General features: G+C 43.4%; 19 protein-coding genes and 1 riboswitch. Of the genes, 16 read left to right on the top strand and 3 right to left on the bottom strand.

Going from position 1 to position 23054, the window contains the following annotated elements; translation table 11 throughout:
* The first annotated feature begins 99 nt into the window (after positions 1-99).
* Both ftsZ and lpxC read left to right on the top strand, forming a co-directional pair.
* A complete protein-coding gene (gene ftsZ, locus FTT78_RS02140) occupies positions 100-1281 on the top strand; it encodes a cell division protein FtsZ (RefSeq protein ID WP_004974238.1) in 1182 nt (393 codons plus the stop codon).
* Between the two features lie 123 nt (positions 1282-1404).
* On the top strand, positions 1405-2307 hold the full coding sequence (lpxC, locus tag FTT78_RS02135) for a UDP-3-O-acyl-N-acetylglucosamine deacetylase (RefSeq protein ID WP_004974240.1): 903 nt from the start codon (positions 1405-1407) through the stop codon (positions 2305-2307).
* Between the two features lie 97 nt (positions 2308-2404).
* On the opposite strand, the gene FTT78_RS02130 is transcribed toward lpxC, so the two are convergent.
* Positions 2405-2845: a DciA family protein gene (locus FTT78_RS02130; protein WP_004974242.1), complete on the bottom strand. Its 441-nt coding sequence runs from the start codon at positions 2843-2845 to the stop codon at positions 2405-2407.
* 106 nt (positions 2846-2951) lie between these two features.
* On the opposite strand from FTT78_RS02130, the gene FTT78_RS02125 reads away from it, so the two are divergent.
* From FTT78_RS02125 to recJ, 10 genes are all read left to right on the top strand, one after another.
* Positions 2952-3635 (top strand): M23 family metallopeptidase, encoded by a 684-nt coding sequence (locus tag FTT78_RS02125; protein WP_004974246.1) that lies wholly within the window; start codon positions 2952-2954, stop codon positions 3633-3635.
* A gap of 364 nt (positions 3636-3999) precedes the next feature.
* Entirely contained in the window at positions 4000-6702 is a 2703-nt protein-coding gene (gene aceE / locus FTT78_RS02120) for a pyruvate dehydrogenase (acetyl-transferring), homodimeric type (RefSeq protein WP_004974248.1), read from the top strand.
* A 2-nt stretch (positions 6703-6704) separates the two neighbouring features.
* Positions 6705-8687, top strand: a complete 1983-nt coding sequence (locus FTT78_RS02115; RefSeq protein ID WP_180043492.1) for a 2-oxo acid dehydrogenase subunit E2 — start codon at positions 6705-6707, stop codon at positions 8685-8687.
* A 98-nt stretch (positions 8688-8785) separates the two neighbouring features.
* Positions 8786-8945: riboswitch (yybP-ykoY riboswitch) on the top strand.
* 72 nt (positions 8946-9017) lie between these two features.
* On the top strand, positions 9018-9593 hold the full coding sequence (locus tag FTT78_RS02110) for a TMEM165/GDT1 family protein (RefSeq protein ID WP_004974251.1): 576 nt from the start codon (positions 9018-9020) through the stop codon (positions 9591-9593).
* Positions 9594-9778: 185 nt separating this feature from the next.
* The gene (locus FTT78_RS02105) at positions 9779-10576 is read left to right on the top strand and encodes an MBL fold metallo-hydrolase (protein WP_180043491.1); all 798 of its coding nucleotides are present in this window, start codon (positions 9779-9781) and stop codon (positions 10574-10576) included.
* Between the two features lie 106 nt (positions 10577-10682).
* The gene (locus FTT78_RS02100) at positions 10683-11048 is read left to right on the top strand and encodes a YkgJ family cysteine cluster protein (protein WP_004974255.1); all 366 of its coding nucleotides are present in this window, start codon (positions 10683-10685) and stop codon (positions 11046-11048) included.
* Between the two features lie 328 nt (positions 11049-11376).
* The gene (gene guaB / locus FTT78_RS02095; RefSeq protein WP_168417708.1) at positions 11377-12843 is read left to right on the top strand and encodes an IMP dehydrogenase; all 1467 of its coding nucleotides are present in this window, start codon (positions 11377-11379) and stop codon (positions 12841-12843) included.
* 142 nt (positions 12844-12985) lie between these two features.
* Complete coding sequence (glmM, locus tag FTT78_RS02090; protein WP_179995426.1) at positions 12986-14317, top strand: phosphoglucosamine mutase; 1332 nt, start codon at positions 12986-12988, stop codon at positions 14315-14317.
* A gap of 12 nt (positions 14318-14329) precedes the next feature.
* On the top strand, positions 14330-14986 hold the full coding sequence (gene pdxH, locus FTT78_RS02085) for a pyridoxamine 5'-phosphate oxidase (protein ID WP_096901662.1): 657 nt from the start codon (positions 14330-14332) through the stop codon (positions 14984-14986).
* Positions 14987-14999: 13 nt separating this feature from the next.
* A complete protein-coding gene (gene recJ / locus FTT78_RS02080; protein ID WP_180043489.1) occupies positions 15000-16703 on the top strand; it encodes a single-stranded-DNA-specific exonuclease RecJ in 1704 nt (567 codons plus the stop codon).
* A gap of 58 nt (positions 16704-16761) precedes the next feature.
* Here recJ and FTT78_RS02075 read toward each other — a convergent pair whose 3' ends face one another.
* Together FTT78_RS02075 and FTT78_RS02070 are read right to left on the bottom strand one after the other, a co-directional pair.
* A complete protein-coding gene (locus FTT78_RS02075; protein ID WP_004974262.1) occupies positions 16762-17511 on the bottom strand; it encodes a putative porin in 750 nt (249 codons plus the stop codon).
* A 174-nt stretch (positions 17512-17685) separates the two neighbouring features.
* The gene (locus FTT78_RS02070) at positions 17686-18462 is read right to left on the bottom strand and encodes a putative porin (protein ID WP_004974263.1); all 777 of its coding nucleotides are present in this window, start codon (positions 18460-18462) and stop codon (positions 17686-17688) included.
* A 572-nt stretch (positions 18463-19034) separates the two neighbouring features.
* On the opposite strand from FTT78_RS02070, the gene prfB reads away from it, so the two are divergent.
* From prfB to FTT78_RS02050, 4 genes are all read left to right on the top strand, one after another.
* A protein-coding gene (gene prfB / locus FTT78_RS02065) for a peptide chain release factor 2 (RefSeq protein WP_096901669.1) occupies positions 19035-20130 on the top strand; the annotation gives its coding sequence in 2 pieces (ribosomal slippage) (positions 19035-19106 and positions 19108-20130; 1095 coding nt in all).
* Positions 20131-20288: 158 nt separating this feature from the next.
* Positions 20289-20588 (top strand): helix-turn-helix transcriptional regulator, encoded by a 300-nt coding sequence (locus FTT78_RS02060; protein WP_178867820.1) that lies wholly within the window; start codon positions 20289-20291, stop codon positions 20586-20588.
* A gap of 20 nt (positions 20589-20608) precedes the next feature.
* On the top strand, positions 20609-21688 hold the full coding sequence (locus FTT78_RS02055; protein WP_096901672.1) for an alkene reductase: 1080 nt from the start codon (positions 20609-20611) through the stop codon (positions 21686-21688).
* An 84-nt stretch (positions 21689-21772) separates the two neighbouring features.
* Positions 21773-23053 (top strand): 3-deoxy-D-manno-octulosonic acid transferase, encoded by a 1281-nt coding sequence (locus FTT78_RS02050; RefSeq protein WP_179990252.1) that lies wholly within the window; start codon positions 21773-21775, stop codon positions 23051-23053.
* Position 23054: the final 1 nt, after the last annotated feature.

The raw sequence follows: 23054 nt of genomic DNA, 5'->3' as shown, positions 1-23054 counted from the left end.
CAGAAGTTGAACAGCATTCTTAAAAATAATTTTTATGAAGATCAAGGCAGTATACGGGCTTAAGTGACTGCCAATAACGTATTAGGAAATCTAAAGGTCATGGCCTCATTTGAATTTATAGATGATCAAACCGATAGCAACGGTCAAGCCCGTTTCACTGTGTTTGGTGTGGGTGGTGCAGGTGGTAACGCTGTGCAGCACATGCTTGAGTCGGATATTCAGGGTGTAAAATTTGTTTGTGCCAATACGGACAAACAAGCATTGGATCGCATGAATTCGCAATTCAAAATCCAGCTAGGTGAGCAAAGCACACGTGGTTTAGGCGCGGGCGGTGATCCTCAAGTGGGTCAAACTGCAGCGGAAGAAAGCCGCGAGCTGATCTGTCAGCAACTTGAAGGCACAGACATGGTGTTTGTGACTGCAGGGATGGGCGGTGGTACAGGTACAGGTGCTGCGCCAGTTGTGGCTGAAATTGCCAAAGAAATGGGCATTTTGACTGTTGGTGTGGTGACTACGCCATTTAACTTTGAGGGTAAGCGTCGCTTACTTTCTGCGGAAAAAGGGATTGCGGCATTAGAACAGCATGTAGACTCTTTAATCATTATTCCAAACCAGCGTTTAATGAAAGTTTACCGCGACATTTCAATGAAAGATGCGTATAAAAAAGCCGATGACGTTTTGTTGAACGGTGTACGCAGTATTTTTGATTTGGTGGTACGTCCAGGCCACATCAACCTAGACTTTGCTGACTTGAAAACTGCGATGAGTACGCGCGGTTATGCGATGATGGGTGTTGGTTCAGGTCGTGGTGAAAACCGTGCGCGTCAAGCGGCTGAACAAGCGATTCGTAGCCCATTGCTCGATAGCGTAACCATTGCCAATGCCAAAGGCTTGTTGATTAACGTAACGGGTGGTGATGATGTGACCTTCGGTGAAATCGAAGAGATCATGGACGTGATTCATCAACTTTCAGATACCGAACAAACCCAAGTATTCTACGGTACGGTATTTGATCCTGAAGCGCGTGACGAAATTAGCGTGACTGTTATTGCTACTGGTTTAGCGCGTAACACAGGCGATACACCAGAGCCTGCAAAACGCACCGTGACACAAACCACTTCTGCAGCACCAACAGCGGCAGTAGAAGAAGATGATGTGCCTGCAATTCAGCGTCAGCAGGCAGAAACTGCGCCTGCAATTAGTGCGACAACAACATCAGGCTCTGCGCGTCCAACGCCAATGAGTATTCAAGACTATTTGAAAAATCAGCAGCGTAAATAAGCCAAGATCCTCAATTTCATTGTGTGATCGGGAAAAGGCAGTTTTAAACTGCCTTTTTTGTTTTTTATCAATGGCTAAATATGCTAACGTATAGCGGTTTTAAAATTTAGATGAATTGAGAACATGCTGAAACAACGTACCCTACAACGTGTCGTCAAGGCGAGCGGTATTGGTCTGCACAGTGGTCAAAAAGTATTGATCAACTTTGTGCCGCATCATGCCGATGGGGGAATTGTGTTTCGTCGTATCGATTTAAATCCGCCTGTCGATATTCCAGCCGATGCCATGCTGATTCAAGAAGCATTTATGTGCTCGAATTTGGTTCAGGATAATGCCAAAGTTGGCACTATTGAGCATGTTATGAGTGCAATTGCAGGGTTGGGCATTGATAACTTGATTATTGAAGTGTCTGCCTCTGAAGTGCCCATTATGGACGGCAGTGCAGGGCCTTTTATTTATTTGTTGATGCAGGGTGGTTTAAAAGAACAGGATGCTGCGAAAAAGTTCATCAAAATTTTAAAACCTGTAGAAGCTTTAATTGACGATAAACGTGCGGTGTTCAGTCCGCATGAAGGTTTTCAGCTCAATTTCACCATCGACTTTGATCATCCTGCCTTTAAAAAAGAATATCAGTCTGCCACCATCGATTTTTCTACAGAAACCTTTGTCTATGAAGTCAGTGGCGCACGTACTTTTGGCTTTATGAAAGATTTGGACTATTTAAAAGCCAATAATTTGGCTTTGGGTGCGAGTTTAGATAATGCCATTGGGGTAGATGATACAGGCGTGGTCAATGAAGAAGGTTTGCGCTTCTCGGACGAGTTTGTACGGCATAAAATTTTAGATGCTGTGGGGGATTTGTACTTGCTTGGACATCAAATTATTGCCAAGTTTGATGGTTATAAATCAGGACATGCCTTAAATAATCAGTTATTACGCAATGTTCAGAGCGATCCAAGCAGTTATGAAATTGTAACATTTGATGACATAAATTCTTGCCCGATCACTTTTGTGCATGTGACATAAGTCATTGTCTTTTCTTACTACGTTATAATGTAACAACAATAATATGTGAATTTCATCACAAATTTGAGCACGAGTTTTTGGTGTTTTCTGCAAACAATTATTTTTTATTGCTTGCCAAACGTAACAAAGCTTGGCTAAGCTTAGGGTCGCTCACAAAGTCAGCAGCACCTCGTAACATATCTTGAGTTTCTGGACTAAGTGTTCTTAAAGGCTTTTCGCTTTTTGGGGGCGTTTGAGATTCAACTCTTAAACGAACTTGAATTTTTTGTATGTCTTTCAGTTCATGCAGTTGTGACAGTTGAGTAATGTATTGCTTTTGCAAATAAGCAAGTTGACTGACCATCGCTTGATTCGTTCCAGTAATGGTTAAGACACCTTGTTGATAACAAACCACCTGCCATTGCTCTGGTTGCGGCAGTAAAGGTTGAATAAGTTTGCCAAGTTTCTGCCATGCAGCAACTTGGGTTGAGAGAAACGTTAGGTTTCCTGTTTTTATGTGTTTTCTTGTTTGTTGAAAGAGATTCACAGGTTCGGACATACATCATTCCTTCATGTTTATGCCCTAATCTTATGCGCTCCTTTCAGTAGATATCAAGGAAGAGATCACAAGGAACTTCAAGTAAGAACAGTTAAGAGGTTTTTTTATGCATTCGCGCCGTATTTTATTAGCGTTTTCACTGGCAGCTTCGGCAGCATCTGTCGCATTTGCTGATTTAGTTGAGTTAGATTCTCAAAATTCATCGACTGATCGTATTGAGCAATTAACCCGCACCTTGTCACAAGGTTCTTATACAGAAACACAAGACATTGATGTTCCTGCACAAACGCAGATGACCGTTAAGCTTCGTGAAAAGACTACAGAATTAAACAATGCGTCTTTAGCAAAAAAATACGGTACCAATACCAGCACCCGTTTTGCTTCTTCAAATCCTTATGCTTGGTTAGTGTCACATCCATTACCAAATGCACGTATTAGCTCGAACTATGGCGGTCGTGTCATGAGTGGTCGTGCTGAAAACCATTCTGGCTTAGACCTTGCTGCACCAAGCGGTACTCCAATTTATGCGACTGGCCCAGGTATTGTGACCAAGTCAGGCTGGGGCACAGGTTATGGTCAATATGTAGAAATTAACCACGGTAATGGTTATATCACGCGCTACGCACACGCTTCACGTTTAATTGCACGTGTGGGTGACCGTGTAGATGCAGGCGAACATATTGCCAACGTGGGTTGTACAGGTCGTTGTACAGGTCCTCACTTACATTATGAAGTAGTGAAAGATGGTCAACGTAAGAACCCTTCTACCTATTTAGCAATGTTGCCGTAATGTTTTGGCTGGAAATTCACGCTCTAGCCACATTCACTGTAAACTACGCACTACAAATTAAAACATGAAGTTAAAGCGGCAAAAGTCGCTTTTCTTTATACTCACGTTTTCGCTTTTAGCAAAATCTAGTGAGACTTTTCAGACATCAACTTATCACTTAAAAAAATAATATCACGCAGTATCAGCTTTATTGTATAAAAAACCGCCTAAATTGGCGGTTTTTTGTTATTTGCTGTAAGAAAGTGTCAATCATTATTTATTTTCTAAATAGTATGCAGGATACGCATTTAAGATTAGCCATATCTACTAAAGTCTAAATTATGATACATATAAAGCATACGATTAGGCTTAGGAATAGTGAATTATGGCGTTTTACGGTGATACGGACTCACAAGAAACCCAAGAATGGCAAGACGCCTTTGATGCTGTGTTACAACATATGGGTACTGAACGGGCAGCATTTTTACTCGAAAAACTGTACCAACGTGCAATTGCAAAGCATGTACCCATTCAGCGATTAAATACTCCCTACCTCAATACCATTTCAGTGGAAGAACAACCTGCCATGCCGGGCGATCAGGATATGGAGCGTCGTATTCGCGCCCTAATTCGCTGGAATGCGTTGGCGATGGTATTGCGTGCCAATAAAACAGGTGATGATTTAGGTGGTCACCTTGCAAGTTTCGCATCTTCAGCCACATTATATGATGTTGGTTTTAACCATTTCTTCCGCGCCAATAGTGATCATTTTGGCGGTGACATGATTTACTACCAAGGTCACTGTGCACCTGGTATTTATGCTCGTTCATTTTTAGAAGGGCGTTTAACCGAAGATCAATTGAATAATTTCCGCCGTGAAGTGGGCGGTAACGGTTTACCTAGCTATCCACATCCTTATTTAATGCCTGACTATTGGCAGTTCCCAACGGTATCGATGGGTCTGGGTCCAATCATGTCAATTTATCAGGCACATATTCAAAAATATTTAATGAACCGCGGTTTAATTAAAGAAGAAGACCGTAAAGTCTGGGCATATCTAGGCGATGGTGAAATGGATGAGCCAGAAAGTCTGGGCGCAATTTCACTGGCAGGTCGTGAAAAGCTAGATAACCTGATTTGGGTGGTGAACTGTAACTTACAGCGTTTAGATGGCCCTGTACGCGGTAACGGTAAAATCATTCAAGAACTTGAGTCGTTATTCCGTGGCGCAGGTTGGCGCGTGATTAAAGTGGTCTGGGGGCGTCATTGGGATGCTTTATTGGACAAAGACGACACAGGTGCATTAAGAGCCATCATGGAAGAAGCGGTGGATGGCGATTATCAGCGCTTGCAAGTGAAAGGCGGTGCATACGCCCGTGAGAAATTCTTTGGTAAATATCCTGAAGCCAAAGAATTAGTCAAAGATTTAAGCGATGAAGATATTGATAATCTGAACCGTGGTGGTCACGACCCGTACAAAGTATTTGCGGCTTATGCAGAAGCGACCAAAGCTAAAGGTCAGCCAACGGTCATTTTAGCCAAAACCGTCAAAGGTTATGGTTTGTCTGATGAAATTGAAGCGGTGAACAAAACCCACCAAATCAAAAAAATGCAGTTGGACTCTTTAAAATATGTGCGTGACCGCTTTAACTTGCCATTTAGCGATGAGCAACTTGAAGAAGTGCCGTTCTATCGTCCAAGTGAAAATTCGCCTGAATTGAAATATATGAAAGCGCGTCGCGAAGCGTTGGGTGGTTATTTGCCTGCGCGTCGTAAAGACAGCGAAGCTTTACAGATTCCTGAATTATCAGTTTTCGATTCGGTCTTGGCAGGCTCAGGTGGCAAAGAACAATCGACCACGATGGTGATGGTACGTTTGATTTCTGCCTTGCTCAAAGAAAAAGCCATTAAAGACCGTGTGGTACCCATTGTACCTGATGAAGCACGTACTTTCGGTTTAGAAGGCATGTTCCGTCAATTGGGTATTTATGCTGCACATGGGCAAAAATATACCCCTGAAGACCAAGAACAGTTGATGCATTATCGTGAAGCCAAAGACGGTCACATGCTGCAAGAAGGCATTAACGAAGCAGGTGCAATGAGTGCTTGGGCAGCTTTAGGTACCAGTTATTCGACCAATAACTTGCCTATGATCCCAATGTACATGTATTACTCCATGTTTGGTTTCCAGCGGATTGGGGATATTGCATGGGCGGCAGGTGATGCGCAGGCGCAAGGTTTCTTGTTGGGTGCCACTGCAGGACGTACTACACTGAATGGTGAAGGCTTGCAACACCAAGATGGTCACTCGCACATTTTAGCCAATACCATTCCAAACTGTGTGTCCTATGACCCATGTTTTGGTTATGAGCTTGCCGTGATTGTGCATGATGGTTTGCAGCGCATGTATGTCAATCAGGAGCGCGTGTTCTATTATCTCACCGTAATGAATGAAAACTACGAGCATCCTGAAATGCCACAAGGTGTGGAAGAAGGCATTAAGCGCGGCATGTACTTACTGCAGGAAGATGAAAAAGCCACAGTTCAATTGTTGGGTTCAGGTGTGATTCTGCGTGAAGTCATCAAAGCGGCAAAAATCTTGCGTGAAGAGTATCAAATTCATTCGAATGTCTACAGTGTGACCAGTTTTAACGAATTGGCGCGTGATGGTATGGCGTGTGAAGAATACAACCGTTTGCACCCATTGGCTGAAGAAAGCAAAGAGCCGTGGATTTCACAACAGTTACGTGGCAAAGATGGCATTGTCGTGTCTGCAACCGATCACATGCGCGCCTATAGCGAGCAAATTCGCGGTTACTTGCCAGACAACCGTCCATTTGTTGCCTTAGGTACCGATGGTTATGGTCGTTCCGATACCCGTGGTAACTTGCGTAGCTACTTTGGGGTCGATGCTGCACACATTGTGGTAGCCACCTTGAAAAAACTGGCTGATGAAGGCGAAGTCGATGCGCGTTTGGTCAAAGATGCAATCTCGACATTTGAGTTAGATACAGATCGTCCTGTCGCGTGGGCACCGCAAGCGGTTCCTGAAGTACAAGCGGTTGCTGACTACAAAGAGGAGCACTGATCATGCAAATTCAAACGCCTGATATTGGTGTCGATAAAGCCACAGTTGCAGATATTCTTGTGAAAGTTGGCGACACGATTGCAGTTGATGACAGCATTGTTCTGTTGGAATCAGACAAAGCCTCTGTTGAAGTACCCAGCACCGTTGCAGGGGTGGTGAAAAGTATTTTGGTACAACAAGGCGATGAAGTGACTGAAGGTGCGGTGCTAATTGAGCTAGAAACTGAAGCTCAAACCGCAGCTGCTACAGAAGTTGCTGCACCGCAAGCCGAAGTGGACGCTGCACCGAAGCAAGATGCTGAACCAGTGGTCGCTGCAGCGCCAAGCTCGGCGACATCAACCACAGCACAAGAAGTAGATGTACAAGTACCTGACATTGGCGTGGAAAAAGCCGTTGTTGGGGAAATTTTAGTACAAGTGGGCGATGCGATTGATGTTGATCAAAGTATTATTGTGGTGGAGTCGGACAAAGCCACGGTAGAAGTGCCGAGTACGGTATCGGGTACAGTTACCGCGATCCAAATCACTACGGGTGATACGGTAAAAGAAGGTGTGGTGATTCTGAAAGTGAAAACTGCCGCTGCTGCCGCAGTTGCACAGGTGGAAACACCTCAAGCGACACCAGTAGAAGCGGCTGCTGTACCAGTGAACGCAGCAACTGCATCTGCACCACAAACTGCAGCATCAGCTCAGGTTGAAGTCGCAGTGCCTGATTTAGGGGTCGATAAAGCCACAGTGGCAGAAATTTTGGTACAAGTAGGCGATACAGTCGCCGCTGACCAAAGTTTGATTGTGGTGGAATCAGACAAAGCCACGGTTGAGGTGCCAAGTACTACCGCAGGTGTGATTCAAGCCATCCACGTGGAATTAGGACAAAGTGTTGCGCAGGGCAATGCCTTAGTGACGATAGTAACTGCAGGCGCAGCTGCACCAGCAGCAGTTGCGGCAGCGCAAGTTGCCTCTGCACCAAGTGCATCGCCAGCAGTCAGTGCTGCATCTACAGCACAAACCACAACGGTTGCAGCAAGTGCACATACGAATGTAGACAAATTGAGCAAGGCGCAAAATGAAGCCAATGCAAAAGTGTATGCAGGCCCTGCTGTGCGTAAACTGGCGCGTGAGTTAGGTGTTGTTTTAGCCGATGTAAACGCCACTGGCCCGCATGCGCGTGTACTCAAAGAAGACTTGAAGGCTTATGTTAAAGCGCGTCTTACTGCGCCGCAGACTGCTCCTGTCGCTGCTACAACACAGCAAGTTACAGGTTTGCCAAAGTTGCCTGATTTTAGTGCATTTGGTGGCGTGGAAGAAAAAGGTTTGACGCGCTTACAACAAGTGTCAATTCCGCAATTGTCCCTGAACAATTACATTCCACAAGTCACGCAATTTGATTTGGCCGATATTACTGAGCTAGAAGCGTGGCGCAGTGAATTGAAAGCTAACTTCAAAAAAGAAGGTGTTAGCTTGACCATTTTGGCGTTCATTGCCAAAGCTGTAGCGCATTTGCTGAAAGATGAACCGTATTTCGCTGCGCATTTGGCAGATGATCAAAAGTCTGTGCTGCTGCGTAAAGAAATCCACATGGGCATTGCGGTGGCAACCCCCGATGGTTTAACCGTGCCTGTACTACGTAATCCAGATCAGAAATCGATTAAACAAATTGCGATTGAACTGGGTGAGTTGAGTCAAAAAGCGCGTGATAAAAAGTTGTCGCCTAAAGATTTACAAGGTGCAAACTTTACCATCACCAGTTTAGGTTCGATTGGCGGTACGGCATTTACGCCGTTGGTGAACTGGCCGCAGGTTGCGATTTTGGGTATTTCACCAGCGACCATGCAGCCTGTCTGGAATGGTGAAGGCTTTGATCCGCGCTTGATGTTGCCATTGTCATTGTCGTATGACCATCGGGTAATTAATGGCGCAGATGCAGCACGTTTTACCCATAAACTGACCCAGTTGTTGGCAGATATTCGTAGCTTGCTGCTCTAAACTCAGAAAAGCTTTATAAAACCCTGCTGCGGCAGGGTTTTTTGTCACTGCCGTTATTCGGCTAAATTTGCTTAACCGCAGTATTCCGTTTAGAATAGCTGTACTTCATTGGGGAGTAGCCGCTTTTTACTAATTTCTGTTTCAACTGAATGCAGTAAAAAGGTGATGGTCAACATATTTGTTCCACAGAACATGGTTATCATAGCAAAGAACCAAGTCTGCTTTTTCAAGCTTTCTTTTGTTGGCAAGACCTTTGATTTATCACTCTGCAGATTTTGGCTAGCAGGAGGGATAGGTCATTGGTATGTGTGCTAGCCAGAGAAAAACATCATGTATGAATTCCTCATCTCGACTGCCATTGTCGCCTTAGCCGAAATGGGTGATAAAACCCAACTATTGGCTTTATTACTCGCGGCACGTTTTCGTAAACCTGCTCCAATCTTGGTTGCTATTTTACTGGCAACACTCATTAACCACGGACTTTCTGCAGTTTTAGGGCAGTGGATTACCACGGTACTTAGCCCAGAAATTTTATTGTGGATTTTGTCTTTAGGTTTTATTGGCATGGCGATTTGGATGCTTATTCCAGACCAGCTAGATGATGAAACTGAAAGCATCAACAAGTGGCAAAAATACGGTGTATTTGGCGCGACCTTTGTATTGTTCTTTTTGGCAGAAATTGGCGATAAAACTCAAATTGCCACAGTGGCTTTAGCCGCACGTTATGACAGCGTGTTTTGGGTCATGCTTGGAACCACTTTGGGGATGATGCTGGCCAATGCACCTGCGGTATTTATTGGCAATAAATTAGCGACCCGATTGCCAATTGCTTTAATTCATAAAATTGGTGCACTGATTTTCCTAATTATTGGTGTGTCGACTTTGGCGCAACATTATTTATTCTAAATTATTCATTAAAATGCATAAATCCTGAGCAAACTGCTCGGGATTTATTTATGTGAATGGTACTGCAATTCACTGATATTTCAGATAATCTGAGCCATTTTATTTATTGTAACTTTCCATAAATAGCTATATGTTATTCAATGATAGAAAATCTATTTTTAAAATGAAAAAATTGGGGATTGGTTATGGCATTTGACCGTACAACATCGCAGGTCTTATTTGATAATGGGACACATAAATGTATTAGTTTTACCAGTTTGGTCAAAGGTGAAGGTGTTCAGGCCAACCAATTTCTGATCATTGATAATAACCGTGCCGCAGTGCTAGACCCGGGTGGCGACCTGACCTATGTACCACTGACCATGGAATTAAACAAATATACCCGTTTGACCAATCTTGACTATGTCATGGCATCGCACCAAGACCCAGACATCATCACTTCAATGCCACGTTGGTTGGTCTATACCGAAGCAAAAATCGTAGCATCAAAATTGTGGGCGCGTTTCTTGCCGCACTTAAGCTCATCTTTTATGAGCGACCGTATGAAAGGCAACTGGTTAGATCGTTTGGTGGAACTGCCAGATGAAGGTCAGGCAATTCCTTTGGGCGAGTCTAAAATTATTGCTGTGCCTGCGCATTTCTTACACTCTGTTGGTAATTTCCAGTTTTATGATCCTATCGCCAAAATTTTATTTTCTGGTGATATGGGTGCGTCAATGGTGGAAGATGCTTCAATTCCATTGACTGATTTTGCTGCGCATATTCCTGCGATGAAAGGCTTCCATCAGCGCTATATGTGTTCCAATAAAGTGATTCGCCTCTGGGTGAATATGGTACGCACCATGGACGTTGAAATGATTGTGCCGCAACACGGTACGCCATTTGTGGGCAAAGAACAGGTGAAACAATTCTTAGACTGGATTGAAACACTGGAATGTGGCGTCGATTTGATGGACGAACACGTTTTTAGCTGCCCTGAATAAGCGACAAAAAAAGCTGAAAAAACTGTAAAAAAAACTTGAGTGCAAAAACAACTTTTTTTAAGATTTTCGCCCAAAAACGATTTTTTTGATGACGAGAACTTAACGAATGTTGTCTCAAGTACCTACAGCAGATGCCTGCTTAAGCTGCGGCGCGTGTTGCGCTTATTTCCGTGTTTCATTTTATTGGGCTGAAGGCATGAATATGCCTGAGCACTACACGGAACCAGTAACAGCAGTCTATTCATGCATGTGTGGTACCAATCAGAGTCAGCCGCGTTGTGTCGCTTTAGAAGGTGAAGTTGGACAGCAAGTGAGCTGCGGGATTTATGAATTACGCAGCAGCTCTTGTAAAGAAGTGCAAATTGCCGATGATCAATGCAATAAAGCACGTCGTGCGCATAACATGATTCCATTTGTGCAAGTCGATCCAGCCATTTCTGTGAATGATGATGACTTCGATCAAGTGGTTTAATGGTGCTTTAAGTTGTTGATCGCAATCCAGATTGAAAAAGCAAAGCTGCGGCTTTGCTTTTTTTTACGGCTAATTTTGGATAAATAGCCAATCATGGTTCACATTGAAGCGGCTTTATCTGCCTGAAAAATGAAACATCGCAAGTTTTAAACCTGCACGGCTAAAAAGCAAACTAAGGATGAAAACTTCAATTTTTAGATGAAAATTACCGATTTTTTCATGTCGCATCCCCCAGAAGGGCAGAATAAAAAATATTTCTTAGAGAACAAATGAAATTTGTGCCCAGATTTGTTTATAATGGCTCACGGAAATTACCAGTGAGACTGTTATGCTGACCATCGTTCAAGAAGCGTTAACCTTCGATGATGTCTTATTACTCCCTGCCTATTCTACTGTTCTCCCAAAAGATGTCTCCTTAAAGACACGTTTTACGCGCGGCATTGACCTGAATATTCCGCTTGTTTCAGCGGCAATGGATACAGTGACTGAATCACGTATGGCAATTGCGATGGCGCAAAACGGTGGTATTGGTATTCTACATAAAAACATGGACATCGTAGCGCAAGCTGCCGAAGTGCGCCGTGTGAAAAAATTCGAAGCGGGTATGGTGAAAGATCCAATTACCGTAACCCCAGAAACCACAGTACGTGAATTGATTGCGCTGACTCAAGCCAACAACATCAGCGGTGTGCCTGTGGTGAAAGATGGCAAAGTAGTGGGTATTGTGACAGGACGTGACACACGTTTTGAAACAAACCTTGAACAACCTGTCAGCAACATCATGACTGGCCAAGATCGTTTAGTGACTGTACGCGAAGACGAATCTAAAGAAAATATTCAAGCTTTATTGCAACAACACCGCATTGAAAAAGTGTTGGTTGTTAATGAAAATCAAGAGCTTAAGGGCTTAATTACGGTGACCGATTTCCGTAAAGCAGAATTGTATCCAAACAGCTGTAAAGATGATTTAGGTCGTTTACGTGTGGGTGCTGCAGTCGGTACAGGTGCAGAAACACCAAGCCGTGTAGAAGCGTTGGTTGAAGCAGGTGTTGATGCAATTGTGGTGGATACTGCTCACGGTCACTCTGCAGGTGTAATTGAACGTGTACGTTGGGTAAAAGCTAACTATCCACAAGTTCAAGTCATTGGCGGTAATATCGCAACGGGTGATGCTGCTTTGGCATTGTTAGATGCAGGTGCAGACGCAGTAAAAGTCGGGATTGGTCCTGGTTCAATCTGTACCACACGTATTGTGGCGGGTATTGGTATGCCGCAAATTTCTGCAATTGATTCTGTTGCCAATGCATTAAAAGAACAGATTCCATTAATTGCCGATGGTGGTATTCGCTTCTCTGGTGATATGGCCAAAGCGATTGGTGCAGGTGCAAGTACCATTATGGTGGGTTCATTGCTTGCTGGTACTGAAGAAGCACCGGGCGAAGTTGAATTCTTCCAAGGTCGTTACTACAAAGCATACCGTGGTATGGGTTCATTGGGTGCAATGGCGGGTGCAACAGGTTCTGCAGACCGTTATTTCCAAGACTCGAAAGCAGGTGCAGAAAAACTTGTACCAGAAGGTATTGAAGGTCGTGTACCGTACAAAGGCCCAATGGGCAACATCGTGCATCAGATGATGGGTGGTTTACGTTCATCTATGGGTTATACAGGTTCTTCAACCATTGAAGATCTACGCCAAAATGCTAAATTCGTGAAGATTACTGCAGCAGGTATGCAGGAATCTCACGTGCATGATGTGACGATTACTAAAGAAGCGCCGAACTATCGCGTTGGTTAATATGAACTATCGCGTTGGTTGATATTTAGTAGCATTTTCAAATAAAAGCCGTCATCAATGTGACGGCTTTTTCATTTTTGGTGTAAAGTAACTCGCAGTAAAAAAGTGATGATAAAGATCACCCCTAAGAAGTGAGAACAATATGAGTTATTTTGGTACAGACGGCATTCGAGGGAAGTTTGGAGAGTTACCAATTACACCTGATTTTGCATTAAAACTAGGTTTTGCAGCAGGTAAAGTTTTAAAAAAACACACCAAAAAAAATAAACCTATTGTGGTATTGGGTAAAGATACACGTCTTTCAGGCTATATTTTAGAAGCAGCATTACAGGCGGGTTTAAATGCCGCAGGTGTCTATGTGCATTTGCTCGGTCCTTTGCCTACGCCCGCCATTGCACACTTAACCCGTGCTTTGCATGCCAGTTTAGGTATTGTGATTTCAGCATCGCATAATCCATATTTTGATAACGGGATTAAATTCTTCTCGGGCGAAGGGAAAAAGCTGCCAGATGCCTTGCAAGAAGAAATTAACCAAGAATTGCAGCAAGAATTAAAAATTGAAGATACGGCCAACTTGGGTAAAAGTGTTCGTGTCAAAGATGCCAATGGGCGTTACATCGAGTTTTGTAAATCGACCTTTCCATATCATTTAGATTTAAATGACCTCACTATTGTGGTCGATTGCGCCAATGGTGCTGCCTACAATGTTGGCCCTGCGGTATTTCGTGAATTAGGCGCGAAAGTGATTGCCATTCACAATGAGCCAAATGGTTTAAACATCAACGAAAATTGCGGCTCAACCCATCCTGAAAGTTTGCAAAAAGCAGTGCTTGAGCATCAGGCGGACTTGGGGGTTGCATTTGATGGTGATGCAGACCGTGTGATTTTGGTGGACAGTCAAGGCAAGCAAATTGATGGCGACCACATTTTATATATTCTTGCTACACAAGGCTCGAAAAAACCTGCAGGTATTGTCGGGACGTTAATGAGCAATATGGCATTGGAATTGGCGTTGGAAAAAGCCCAAGTACCATTATTGCGTGCCAATGTCGGTGACCGTTACGTGCTACAAGGTCTGGAAAAAAATGGCTGGGTTATTGGTGGTGAGCCATCGGGGCATATTTTGACTTTGGACAAGAGCACCACAGGTGATGCAATTATTGCTGCCTTACAAGTGTTAACGGTGATGGTCGAACAAAATAAAGCCCTGCATGAATTGGTGGCAGATTTTAAACTGTTGCCAAATGTGCTGGAAAATGTGCGTTTAGCAAATATGTTTGACCCATATACTGTTCCTGCCTTGGTGGAAGAGTTTGACCGTGCCACGGAACAGCTGAAAGGTCGTGGACGTTTATTGATTCGTAAATCGGGCACTGAACCTGTGATTCGTGTCATGGTGGAAGGTGATGATTTGGCTGAAGTGGAGGCATTGGCGAAAGATTTAGCAGATGCTGTACGTCGTCATGCCGTCTAAAGGGGGGTAATCGTGAGTGATTTAATTAAAGATTTAAGTGAGCTGCGTTTAAGTTACCAAAAAGGTGAATTGCTAGAAGCACAGGTCAGTGCCAATCCGCATATTCAGTTTTTGAATTGGTTTAACCATGCCTTAGAAGCCAAGCTGCATGAACCGTATGCGATGTCATTGGCGACTGCCAATGCGCAAGGTCGTCCGCATGTGCGTACTGTGTTGCTGCGTGGAGCCACCGAAGCAGGCTATGACTTTTATACCAATTATGACAGTCAAAAAGGGTTGGATTTAGCGGCCAATCCTTATGCTGAATTGTTATTTTACTGGCCTGAACTGGAACGTCAGATTCGTGTCAGTGGCTATGTCGAAAAAATTGATGAGCAAGAATCGACTGCGTATTATCACAAACGCCCGCGTGATAATCAGATCGCTGCGCATATTAGCACTCCGCAAAGTGGTGTGATTGCCAGTCGTGAAGAACTACAGGCGCGTTTCCAAGACTTGCATGCCCAAGTGGGCGATCAATCTGAATTGCAAAAACCTATATTTTGGGGCGGTTACCGCTTGCAGCCTGATTATTACGAATTTTGGCAAGGCCGTCCGAACCGTTTGCATGACCGCTTAGCTTATGAAAAAATTGAAGGTGAGTGGAAACTACAACGCTTGATGCCTTAAATCACTGGAAATTATGTCAAAAATTCTAATAAAGCAAAGACCTTTACTTACACGCCCTGAAAACTTTCAGGGCGTCTCTACATTTGTTGCCCAAATTTTAGCGCGCCGTGGCGTTGCGTCTGAGCAGGAGCTGGAACTTAAACTGAAGCACTTGCTTGCTCCAAGCATGAAAGGTCTACCAGAAGCAATTCAGCTGATGGATCAGGCGATTGATCAGCAGAAAAAAATTGTAATTGTGGGCGATTACGATGCCGATGGCGCGACCAGTACCACACTCATGATTTTGGCATTGCGCGAAATGGGCGCACACGTGCAGTATTTAGTACCTGACCGTTTTAAATATGGTTATGGCTTAACCCCCGCCATTGCCGATTTGGCTTTTGAGCGTTATGCACCTGATTTATTAATTACGGTAGATAACGGAATTTCCAGTCATGCAGGTGTGGAGCGTGCGCAAGCTTTGGGGATGCAGGTCATCATCACCGATCACCACCTCACTACAAAAGCCACTCCAAATGCAGAGGCTGTGGTGAATCCGAATCAATTGGGTTGTGATTTCCCAAGTAAAGCTTTGGCAGGTGTGGGCGTGGCATTTTATGTGTTGGCGAACTTATCCAGTCAGCGTAAAAAACAGGGCAAATCTGCTGCAAATTTAACGCAATATTTAGATTTGGTGGCCTTGGGCACCTATGCCGATGTCGCTAGTCTGGATTATAACAACCGTATTTTGGTGGATGCAGGCTTAAAACGGATACAGCAGAATTTATGTCGTCCTGGGATTAGCGCATTGCTGGATTTGGCAGGACGTGAACCCGCACAGCTTAAAGCGCAGGATTTGGGTTTTGTCTTGGGGCCACGCATTAATGCTGCAGGGCGCATGGAAACCATGGACATTGGAATCGAGTGTTTACTGTCGGCGGATATGCAAAGTGCCTATGCTTTGGCGCGTCAGTTAAATAGTTTGAATCAGGAACGCCGTCAGGTTGAAGGGCAAATTAAACAAGATGCGCTGGCAGAGTTGGAAAAGCTGCAGTTAGATCAAAGCGATTTACCGCATGCCTTGATCATGTTTGAAGAACATTGGCACCAAGGTGTAATTGGAATTGTTGCAGGACGCTTAAAGGAACAGTTTCATCGCCCTGCGATTGTATTTGCTGCCGATGAAGATGGTGAGCATATTAAAGGCTCTGCCCGTTCAATTGAAGGGGTTCACATACGTGACACCATTGAATTGGTCGCAGAGCAATATCCATATTTGGTCAGTCATTTTGGTGGGCATGCGGCTGCGGCAGGTTTGACCATTAAAAAGGCGCACTTTGCAGAATTTAAACAGGTCTTTGAACAGATCATTGCGCAAATGGATGCGGATTTATTTCATGCTGTGCTATGGACAGATGGTGAATTGCCGCAAGAAGCTTTTGATTTACACACGGTAGATTTATTACAGCATTTGGCGCCGTGGGGACAAAAGTTTCCGCAGCCTGTGTTTGAGGGACGGTTTAAAGTGGTTGATTTTAGATGGTTGAAGGACAGTCATTTAAAATTGCGTTTGGCATTGGACAATGGGCAAGTGGTTGATGCGATTGCGTTTGGTGCTAAAGATAAATTTGAATTTAACCCGATGCGGGATGATGTGCGTTTGGTTTATGAGTTAGAGCGCAATGTGTTTAATGGCAATGTGAGTTTGCAGTTGCAGATTGTGCATTTGGAGCAGTAATCCAAATAAAAAAATCCGCTCAAATTTGAGCGGATTTTTTTGCTTTTAATGTAAGGGATTAGAAGCGATAAGCAGCACGAAGACCGAAGACATTTGCATTTTCTTCAAAGTCAATAGAGCCTTCTAGGCTGACTTGTTGATTGAAGAATTTTTTAGCACGAATTTGGAAGGTATCATCTTCACCGTCATCGGTATAACCGAGGCCAATGCTAAATGTTTTGTCGAGATATAGATCAGTACCTAGGGTGAAAATTTCATCATCAGCAAAAATAACGCCACCTTCAAAGTTCATGTCGTATGCACCGACTTGAGTAACATATTTAGCGCGTAATGTTGCATCAGAATCATCAGTATTATCGTTATCAAAACCAGCAATACCCGCTGCAATGAGTAAACCTGAAACTGGAAGGTAACCTAACTCAGCTGTATAACTTGTAGTGTCAAAATCCTCAGAACCATCTTTTTCAATTGTTGATTGACCAATGCTAGCACTTACATAGAAGTCTGTATTTGGAACAAAATATTCAACACCGATACCAAAAGTTGTGCTTTCGGCTACATCAAAATCCATATAACTAATAGCGGCACTAACGTTGCTCGCACGATTTAAAAACGCAGCTTCATTTAATGGTGAGTTCTTCACTTGAACTGGATTAAAGTAAAAAGTTCCATCAAGCGCAAAACCTGTAGACGTATCTGCGTGATCAGGATCAATGACGAAAAGTGATCCACCAATTTCAGCTTGATACGCATGAGCAGTACTTAAACCAGCTAGAAGAGCAGTTGCAAGCGCAAGTTTTTTAAACATTATTGAGATTCCCTCTGTTATAGAAATATGACTGTTTTGTTACAGTTGTTGCTGATTGTACGGAAAATACTCAGCACGTCAATGCACTATTTCTACCTAACTGCTTTATTTTAGGGCATAAAAAAGCACCCTTCCGAAGAAGGGTGCTATTTGAGTAAGGAATTAGACTTAAGCTTAGAAGCGATATTTCGCAGCGACACCAAAGCGGTTGTAGTCAGCATTACCAACTTCACCAAAGCCTACACGACCTTCCAAACTGACTTGTGGTGTAAAGAATTTACGTGCACTCACACCAAACTCATCATTATCGTTGATATCGTTGCTGTAATAATCGACACCTACACTTAGCGTTTTATCAATGAAGTAATCCGCAGCAAGATTGTATTCATCGAGATCACCAAAAGCAGCACCTGCTTCAAGGTTGATGTCTTTACCATTCGAAAGTGTAGTTACGTATTTAGCACGTAAAGTCGGGTCTACACCATCATCACGGTCATTATCCCAACCTTTAAGACCTGCTGCGATTAACAAGCCTGGTGCTGGTAAATAACCAACTTCTGCACCATAGGTGGTTAAATCATTGTTTAGGTCATCATTGTCTTTCAAGTCATGACCGCTCACATTACCACTTAAGTAAAAGTCTGAATTCGGTACAAAGTACTCTGCACCTACGCCGTAAGTATGCGCTTCATTGTCGCCAACTTCGTCATATTGGTATTTGGCATTTACGTTGCTAGCACGATCAAGGAACGCTGCTTCTGCCAAAGGTGCATTACGGGTTTGTACAGGGTTAAAGTAATAAGTACCATCTACACCGAATGAACCGCTTGAACTGCCGTTGTCTGGATCAATCAGTCCTGCTGATGCACCAATTTCAGCTTGGTATGCGTTCGCAGTACCAGTGATAGCCAAAGCTGAAAGTAGGGCTGATGCGATTGCTAATTTTTTCATGGAAAGTACCCCTCTGAAATCTGGTTAACAGTTAAACTTTTTGTTACAACTTTTAGTCTAGGCGAAAAAAAATCAGCGTCAATCACAGGAAAGTTGCCGCTTTGTTACAAGCGTAAATTTGTGTAATATTTTGAGTTTAAGTGATTGAAATAAAAATGAAATAATTAAATGTTTTGTTTTATTAAAACTATGTGTATTTTGTGAATTTTACTAAAGTTGATCATTAAATCATCAAACTTGTTTCATCTTTGTTTTATTTTGGCGGGTTGAAGCAATTACCATACACCACTTTTTAAGCATGTTTTCAGCTGAATGTGTCAGGCAAAAAATCAGGGCGATAGATCGGCCATTAAGATAAATATCCGTGTTAATCGTGCATGCTATTTTAGGTTGGATATCATCAGGCTTTCACTTTAAAAGTTTAAAGCGATCTTTATTTTTAACCACATTTAGCATTCAACTTATAAAAGCTGAAAAGTTATGCTGGAATTTACAGCAGGATAGAAATGCCAGAACATGTCTGTGCTACAATTATCAGTTAATAAGCTTCATTGTTAATTGAGAGAATTTACGTGGAAATTAATCCTTATCTAAACCAATTAAAAGACTTGAACGAACGTAGTCAAACACTACGGGGGTATCTTTGACTACGATCTGAAAAAAGAGCGTTTAGAAGAGGTTCTCCGCGAGTTAGAAGATCCTGCAATCTGGAATGATCAAAGTCGTGCGCAAGCTATGGCCAAAGAAAAGGGCGAGCTTGAAAACGTGATTCATGTCCTAGAAGGTTTGGCGACCCAGTTAGAAGATGCCCAAGCCATGCTAGACTTAGCCGTTGAAGCCGATGATGAAGATTTATTGGTGGATGTACAGTCTGAATTGACTTCTGCAGAAGAAGAACTGGCGAAATTAGAATTCCGTCGTATGTTCAGTAATCCAATGGATCCAAACCCATGCTATGTTGAAATTCAGGCAGGTTCGGGTGGTACAGAAGCGCAAGACTGGGCATCGATGCTGTTGCGTATGTATATGCGCTGGATTGAACGTCACGGCTTTAAAGCAGAATTGATGGAAGAATCGGATGGTGATGTGGCAGGGATTAAATCTGCGACCATTCGCGTAGAAGGCGAATATGCCTATGGTTGGTTGCGCACTGAATCGGGTGTGCATCGTTTAGTGCGTAAATCGCCATTTGACTCAGGTAACCGTCGTCATACGTCATTTTCTGCAGTGTTTGTTTCACCAGAAGTGGATGACAATATTGAAATTGATATTAACCCTGCCGATGTTCGTACCGATACGTATCGTGCATCGGGTGCGGGTGGTCAGCACATTAATAAAACCGACTCTGCGGTACGTTTAACCCACGCACCTACAGGTATTGTGGTTGCTTGTCAGAACCAACGTTCGCAACACGCCAACCGTGACCATGCGTGGAAACAGTTACGTGCCAAGTTGTATGAACTGGAAATGAGTAAACGTAATGAGGCGGCTCAAGCACTGGAAGACTCGAAGTCTGATATTGGTTGGGGAAGCCAAATTCGCTCTTATGTATTGGATGATTCACGTATTAAAGACTTACGTACAGGCGTGGAAACTTCAAATACAGGTGCAGTTTTAGATGGTGATTTAGATAAGTTTATTGAAGCCAGTTTAAAGCAGGGTCTATAAGTTACGGTCTTTAAGATCCTAATGAGCCTGCCTAATTCAGTTGAGTTGCTTAAAAAATTTATATAAATCGTAAAAAAACGATATTAATATCGAAAAAATACGATATATTAAGGGCAGCTGCTGAATTGGGCTTATATTTACGAATATGTGTCTGAATGATGGATGTCGATTTAATCTTTAAAGCCTTAGCCAATCCTACCCGTCGGCAAATTTTAGAATGGTTAAAAGCACCAGAACAATTTTTGTCGGTAGATGAGTGTGGCGACTTTAAGCGTGGCGTATGTGCAGGACACATTGAGCGTTTGGGCAAAGTGTCGCAATCGACCATGTCAAATCATTTATCGGTACTGCAACAGGCAGGTCTTATTCGTGCAGAAAAATACGGACAATGGTCGTATTTTTCTCGTAATGAAGCACTCATTCAGCAATATGTCGAATATTTAAAACACTCACTTTAACTGTGAGATTAGAGGCAAAAATGGCTGAATTAGACTCTCCTTTGGTTTTGGGTGATCTGCATCTAAAAAACCGTGTGGTGATGGCACCTTTAACCCGTAGCCGCGCCAGTGATGACCGTGTTCCAACGCCAATGATGGCGGAATATTATGCACAGCGTGCTAGCGCAGGTTTGATTCTTTCAGAAGCAACGGTAATTTCTGAAGAAGCCAATGGTTATTTAAATACCCCAGGATTGTTTACCGATGCTCAAGTGCAGGGTTGGAAACTCGTTACCGATGCCGTGCATGCCAAAGGTGGTTTGATTGTGGCGCAACTGTGGCATGTAGGTCGTGTTTCACATCCAGATTTACTCAATGGTGCAACACCAGTATCGGCAAGTGCGGTACAACAAGCAGGTTATGTCAGTTTGTTGCGTCCTAAACGTGAATATGTGTTGCCACGTGCCTTAGAAATTGCAGAAATCCACACCATTACCGAGCAATATAAACAAGCCGCCATCCGTGCCAAAGAAGCAGGATTTGATGGGGTAGAGTTGCATGCAGCCAATGGTTATTTGATTGATCAATTCCTGCAAAGCAAAACCAACCAACGTGACGATGAATACGGTGGTTCGGTTGAAAATCGTGCGCGTTTCTTGTTAGAAGTGATGGACGCCTTAATTGAAGTCTGGGGCGCAGGTCGAGTCGGTGTGCATTTAGCACCACGTGGCGATGAGCACGACATGGGAGATGATGATCCACGTGAAACCTTTGGCTATGTCATGCAGCAATTGGGGCAGCGTAAAATCGCCTTTTTCTTTACCCGCGAATATTTAGCCGAAGACAGCATTTCCCAAGAAATGAAAGTACGTTCAGGCGGTGTGCCATATATCGCGAACATGCGTTTAAGTCGTGCTGATGCCGTGGAATTATTGGCTTCGGGCAAGGCCGATGCGGTGTCATTTGGTAAGGCGTATATTGCCAATCCAGACTTGTATGAGCGTTTATTGGCAGATGTACCTTTAAACGAACTCAAGCTGGAAAACATGATTGGTACAGCCGTTGCAGAAGGCTATATCGATTATCCAACTTTGGCGGAAACACAACACGCTGTAGAATAAAAGCCAGTATAGCGCCACATGCAATTAACATGCGCGTGTGGCTCTGTTATATTTTGCCGATAATCTTTCTTTGGGGCGCATCTTTTGGCTACTCCATTTTGGTATAACGCAGCCTTGGCGCTGTTAAAACCGATTTATCAGTCACGTATTCGTAAACGTGCCGAATATCCTGAGCAATTACAACAAGAACTGCTTGAGCGTTTTGGCCCATTTCAGCCTGCTAAAAATTTACATGCCATTTGGTTTCATGTGGTGTCGGTGGGGGAAACTAATGCCGCACAACCTTTAATTGAACATTATTTAAAAGTGGGACATCCCGTTTTAGTCACCAATACCACCAAAACGGGGCAGGCACGCGCCAAATCATTATTTTTAAAAGCACCGTATTTAGATTTATTTCAAGCCGTGTATTTACCTGCCGATCAGGTGCATTTAATTCGTGAGTTTTATCAGAAATATCAGCCTAAATTATTGGCACTGGTCGAAACAGAATTGTGGCCTAATTTGATTGATCAGGCGCAGCATTTTCAAGTCCCGTGTTTGTTGATTAATGCGCGGCTTTCGGAAAAATCGGCCAAAGGTTATGCCAAAGTTAAAGGATTAACTCGCGGCATGTTGCAAAATTTGCAGCAACTTTTGGCGCAAGACTCTGCCACACAGCAGCGTTTTATCGCATTGGGGATGCCTGCCGAGCGTACAAACGTGGTGGGTAATATTAAATTTGATATTACTGCGCCAGAAGATTTTGTAGAGCAAGCCGCGCAGTTGCAACAGACATGGCAATTGGCACATCGCAAAATTATCACCCTTGCCAGTACCCATGCGCCTGAAGAACAGCAATTATTGACTGCTTTGAAACCTTATTTCGCACAGCATCCTGAACTGTTATGTATTGTTGTGCCGCGCCATCCAGAGCGTTTTGATGAAGTGGCTGTGCAGGTGAAAAAACTGCAACTCAATATGCAGCGCCGTAGTTTGGCTGAAGCGATTCAACCCGAAACACAAGTGTATTTAGCCGATAGCATGGGTGAAATGTGGTTGTGGTACGCCTTAAGTCAGGCCTGTTATGTTGGTGGTTCGCTGAATGAACCTGGCGGTGGGCATAATATTTTAGAGCCTTTGGCCTTAAATGTCGCCACGGTATTGGGCAAAAATTATTTTAACTTTCAAAGTATTGTGGATGAGTTTGTTGCAGCAGAAGCCGTGTATGTGGTCGAAGATGCTGAACAAGCTGTAAATACGTTAACGCAATTGTTGTTTGAACCTGCGTTGCGTGCTCAGCTGAATCAAAATGCTCAAGTGATTATGTATAAAAATCGTGGCTCTTTAACTGAGCATATTCACGTGATTAATCAGTATCTTTAAA

Source organism: Acinetobacter sp. YH01011 (assembly GCF_013420785.1).
GTDB classification, from domain to species: Bacteria; Pseudomonadota; Gammaproteobacteria; order Pseudomonadales; family Moraxellaceae; genus Acinetobacter; species Acinetobacter towneri.
This window is presented reverse-complemented; position numbering and strand designations above follow the sequence as displayed.

Coding starts and splice junctions, on each gene's coding strand:
- ftsZ (WP_004974238.1), top strand. CDS start 100: ATGGCCTCATTTGAATTTATAGATGATCAAACCGATAGCAACGGTCAA.
- lpxC (WP_004974240.1), top strand. CDS start 1,405: ATGCTGAAACAACGTACCCTACAACGTGTCGTCAAGGCGAGCGGTATT.
- FTT78_RS02130 (WP_004974242.1), bottom strand. CDS start 2,845: ATGTCCGAACCTGTGAATCTCTTTCAACAAACAAGAAAACACATAAAA.
- FTT78_RS02125 (WP_004974246.1), top strand. CDS start 2,952: ATGCATTCGCGCCGTATTTTATTAGCGTTTTCACTGGCAGCTTCGGCA.
- aceE (WP_004974248.1), top strand. CDS start 4,000: ATGGCGTTTTACGGTGATACGGACTCACAAGAAACCCAAGAATGGCAA.
- FTT78_RS02115 (WP_180043492.1), top strand. CDS start 6,705: ATGCAAATTCAAACGCCTGATATTGGTGTCGATAAAGCCACAGTTGCA.
- FTT78_RS02110 (WP_004974251.1), top strand. CDS start 9,018: ATGTATGAATTCCTCATCTCGACTGCCATTGTCGCCTTAGCCGAAATG.
- FTT78_RS02105 (WP_180043491.1), top strand. CDS start 9,779: ATGGCATTTGACCGTACAACATCGCAGGTCTTATTTGATAATGGGACA.
- FTT78_RS02100 (WP_004974255.1), top strand. CDS start 10,683: ATGTTGTCTCAAGTACCTACAGCAGATGCCTGCTTAAGCTGCGGCGCG.
- guaB (WP_168417708.1), top strand. CDS start 11,377: ATGCTGACCATCGTTCAAGAAGCGTTAACCTTCGATGATGTCTTATTA.
- glmM (WP_179995426.1), top strand. CDS start 12,986: ATGAGTTATTTTGGTACAGACGGCATTCGAGGGAAGTTTGGAGAGTTA.
- recJ (WP_180043489.1), top strand. CDS start 15,000: ATGTCAAAAATTCTAATAAAGCAAAGACCTTTACTTACACGCCCTGAA.
- FTT78_RS02075 (WP_004974262.1), bottom strand. CDS start 17,511: ATGTTTAAAAAACTTGCGCTTGCAACTGCTCTTCTAGCTGGTTTAAGT.
- FTT78_RS02070 (WP_004974263.1), bottom strand. CDS start 18,462: ATGAAAAAATTAGCAATCGCATCAGCCCTACTTTCAGCTTTGGCTATC.
- FTT78_RS02060 (WP_178867820.1), top strand. CDS start 20,289: ATGGATGTCGATTTAATCTTTAAAGCCTTAGCCAATCCTACCCGTCGG.
- FTT78_RS02055 (WP_096901672.1), top strand. CDS start 20,609: ATGGCTGAATTAGACTCTCCTTTGGTTTTGGGTGATCTGCATCTAAAA.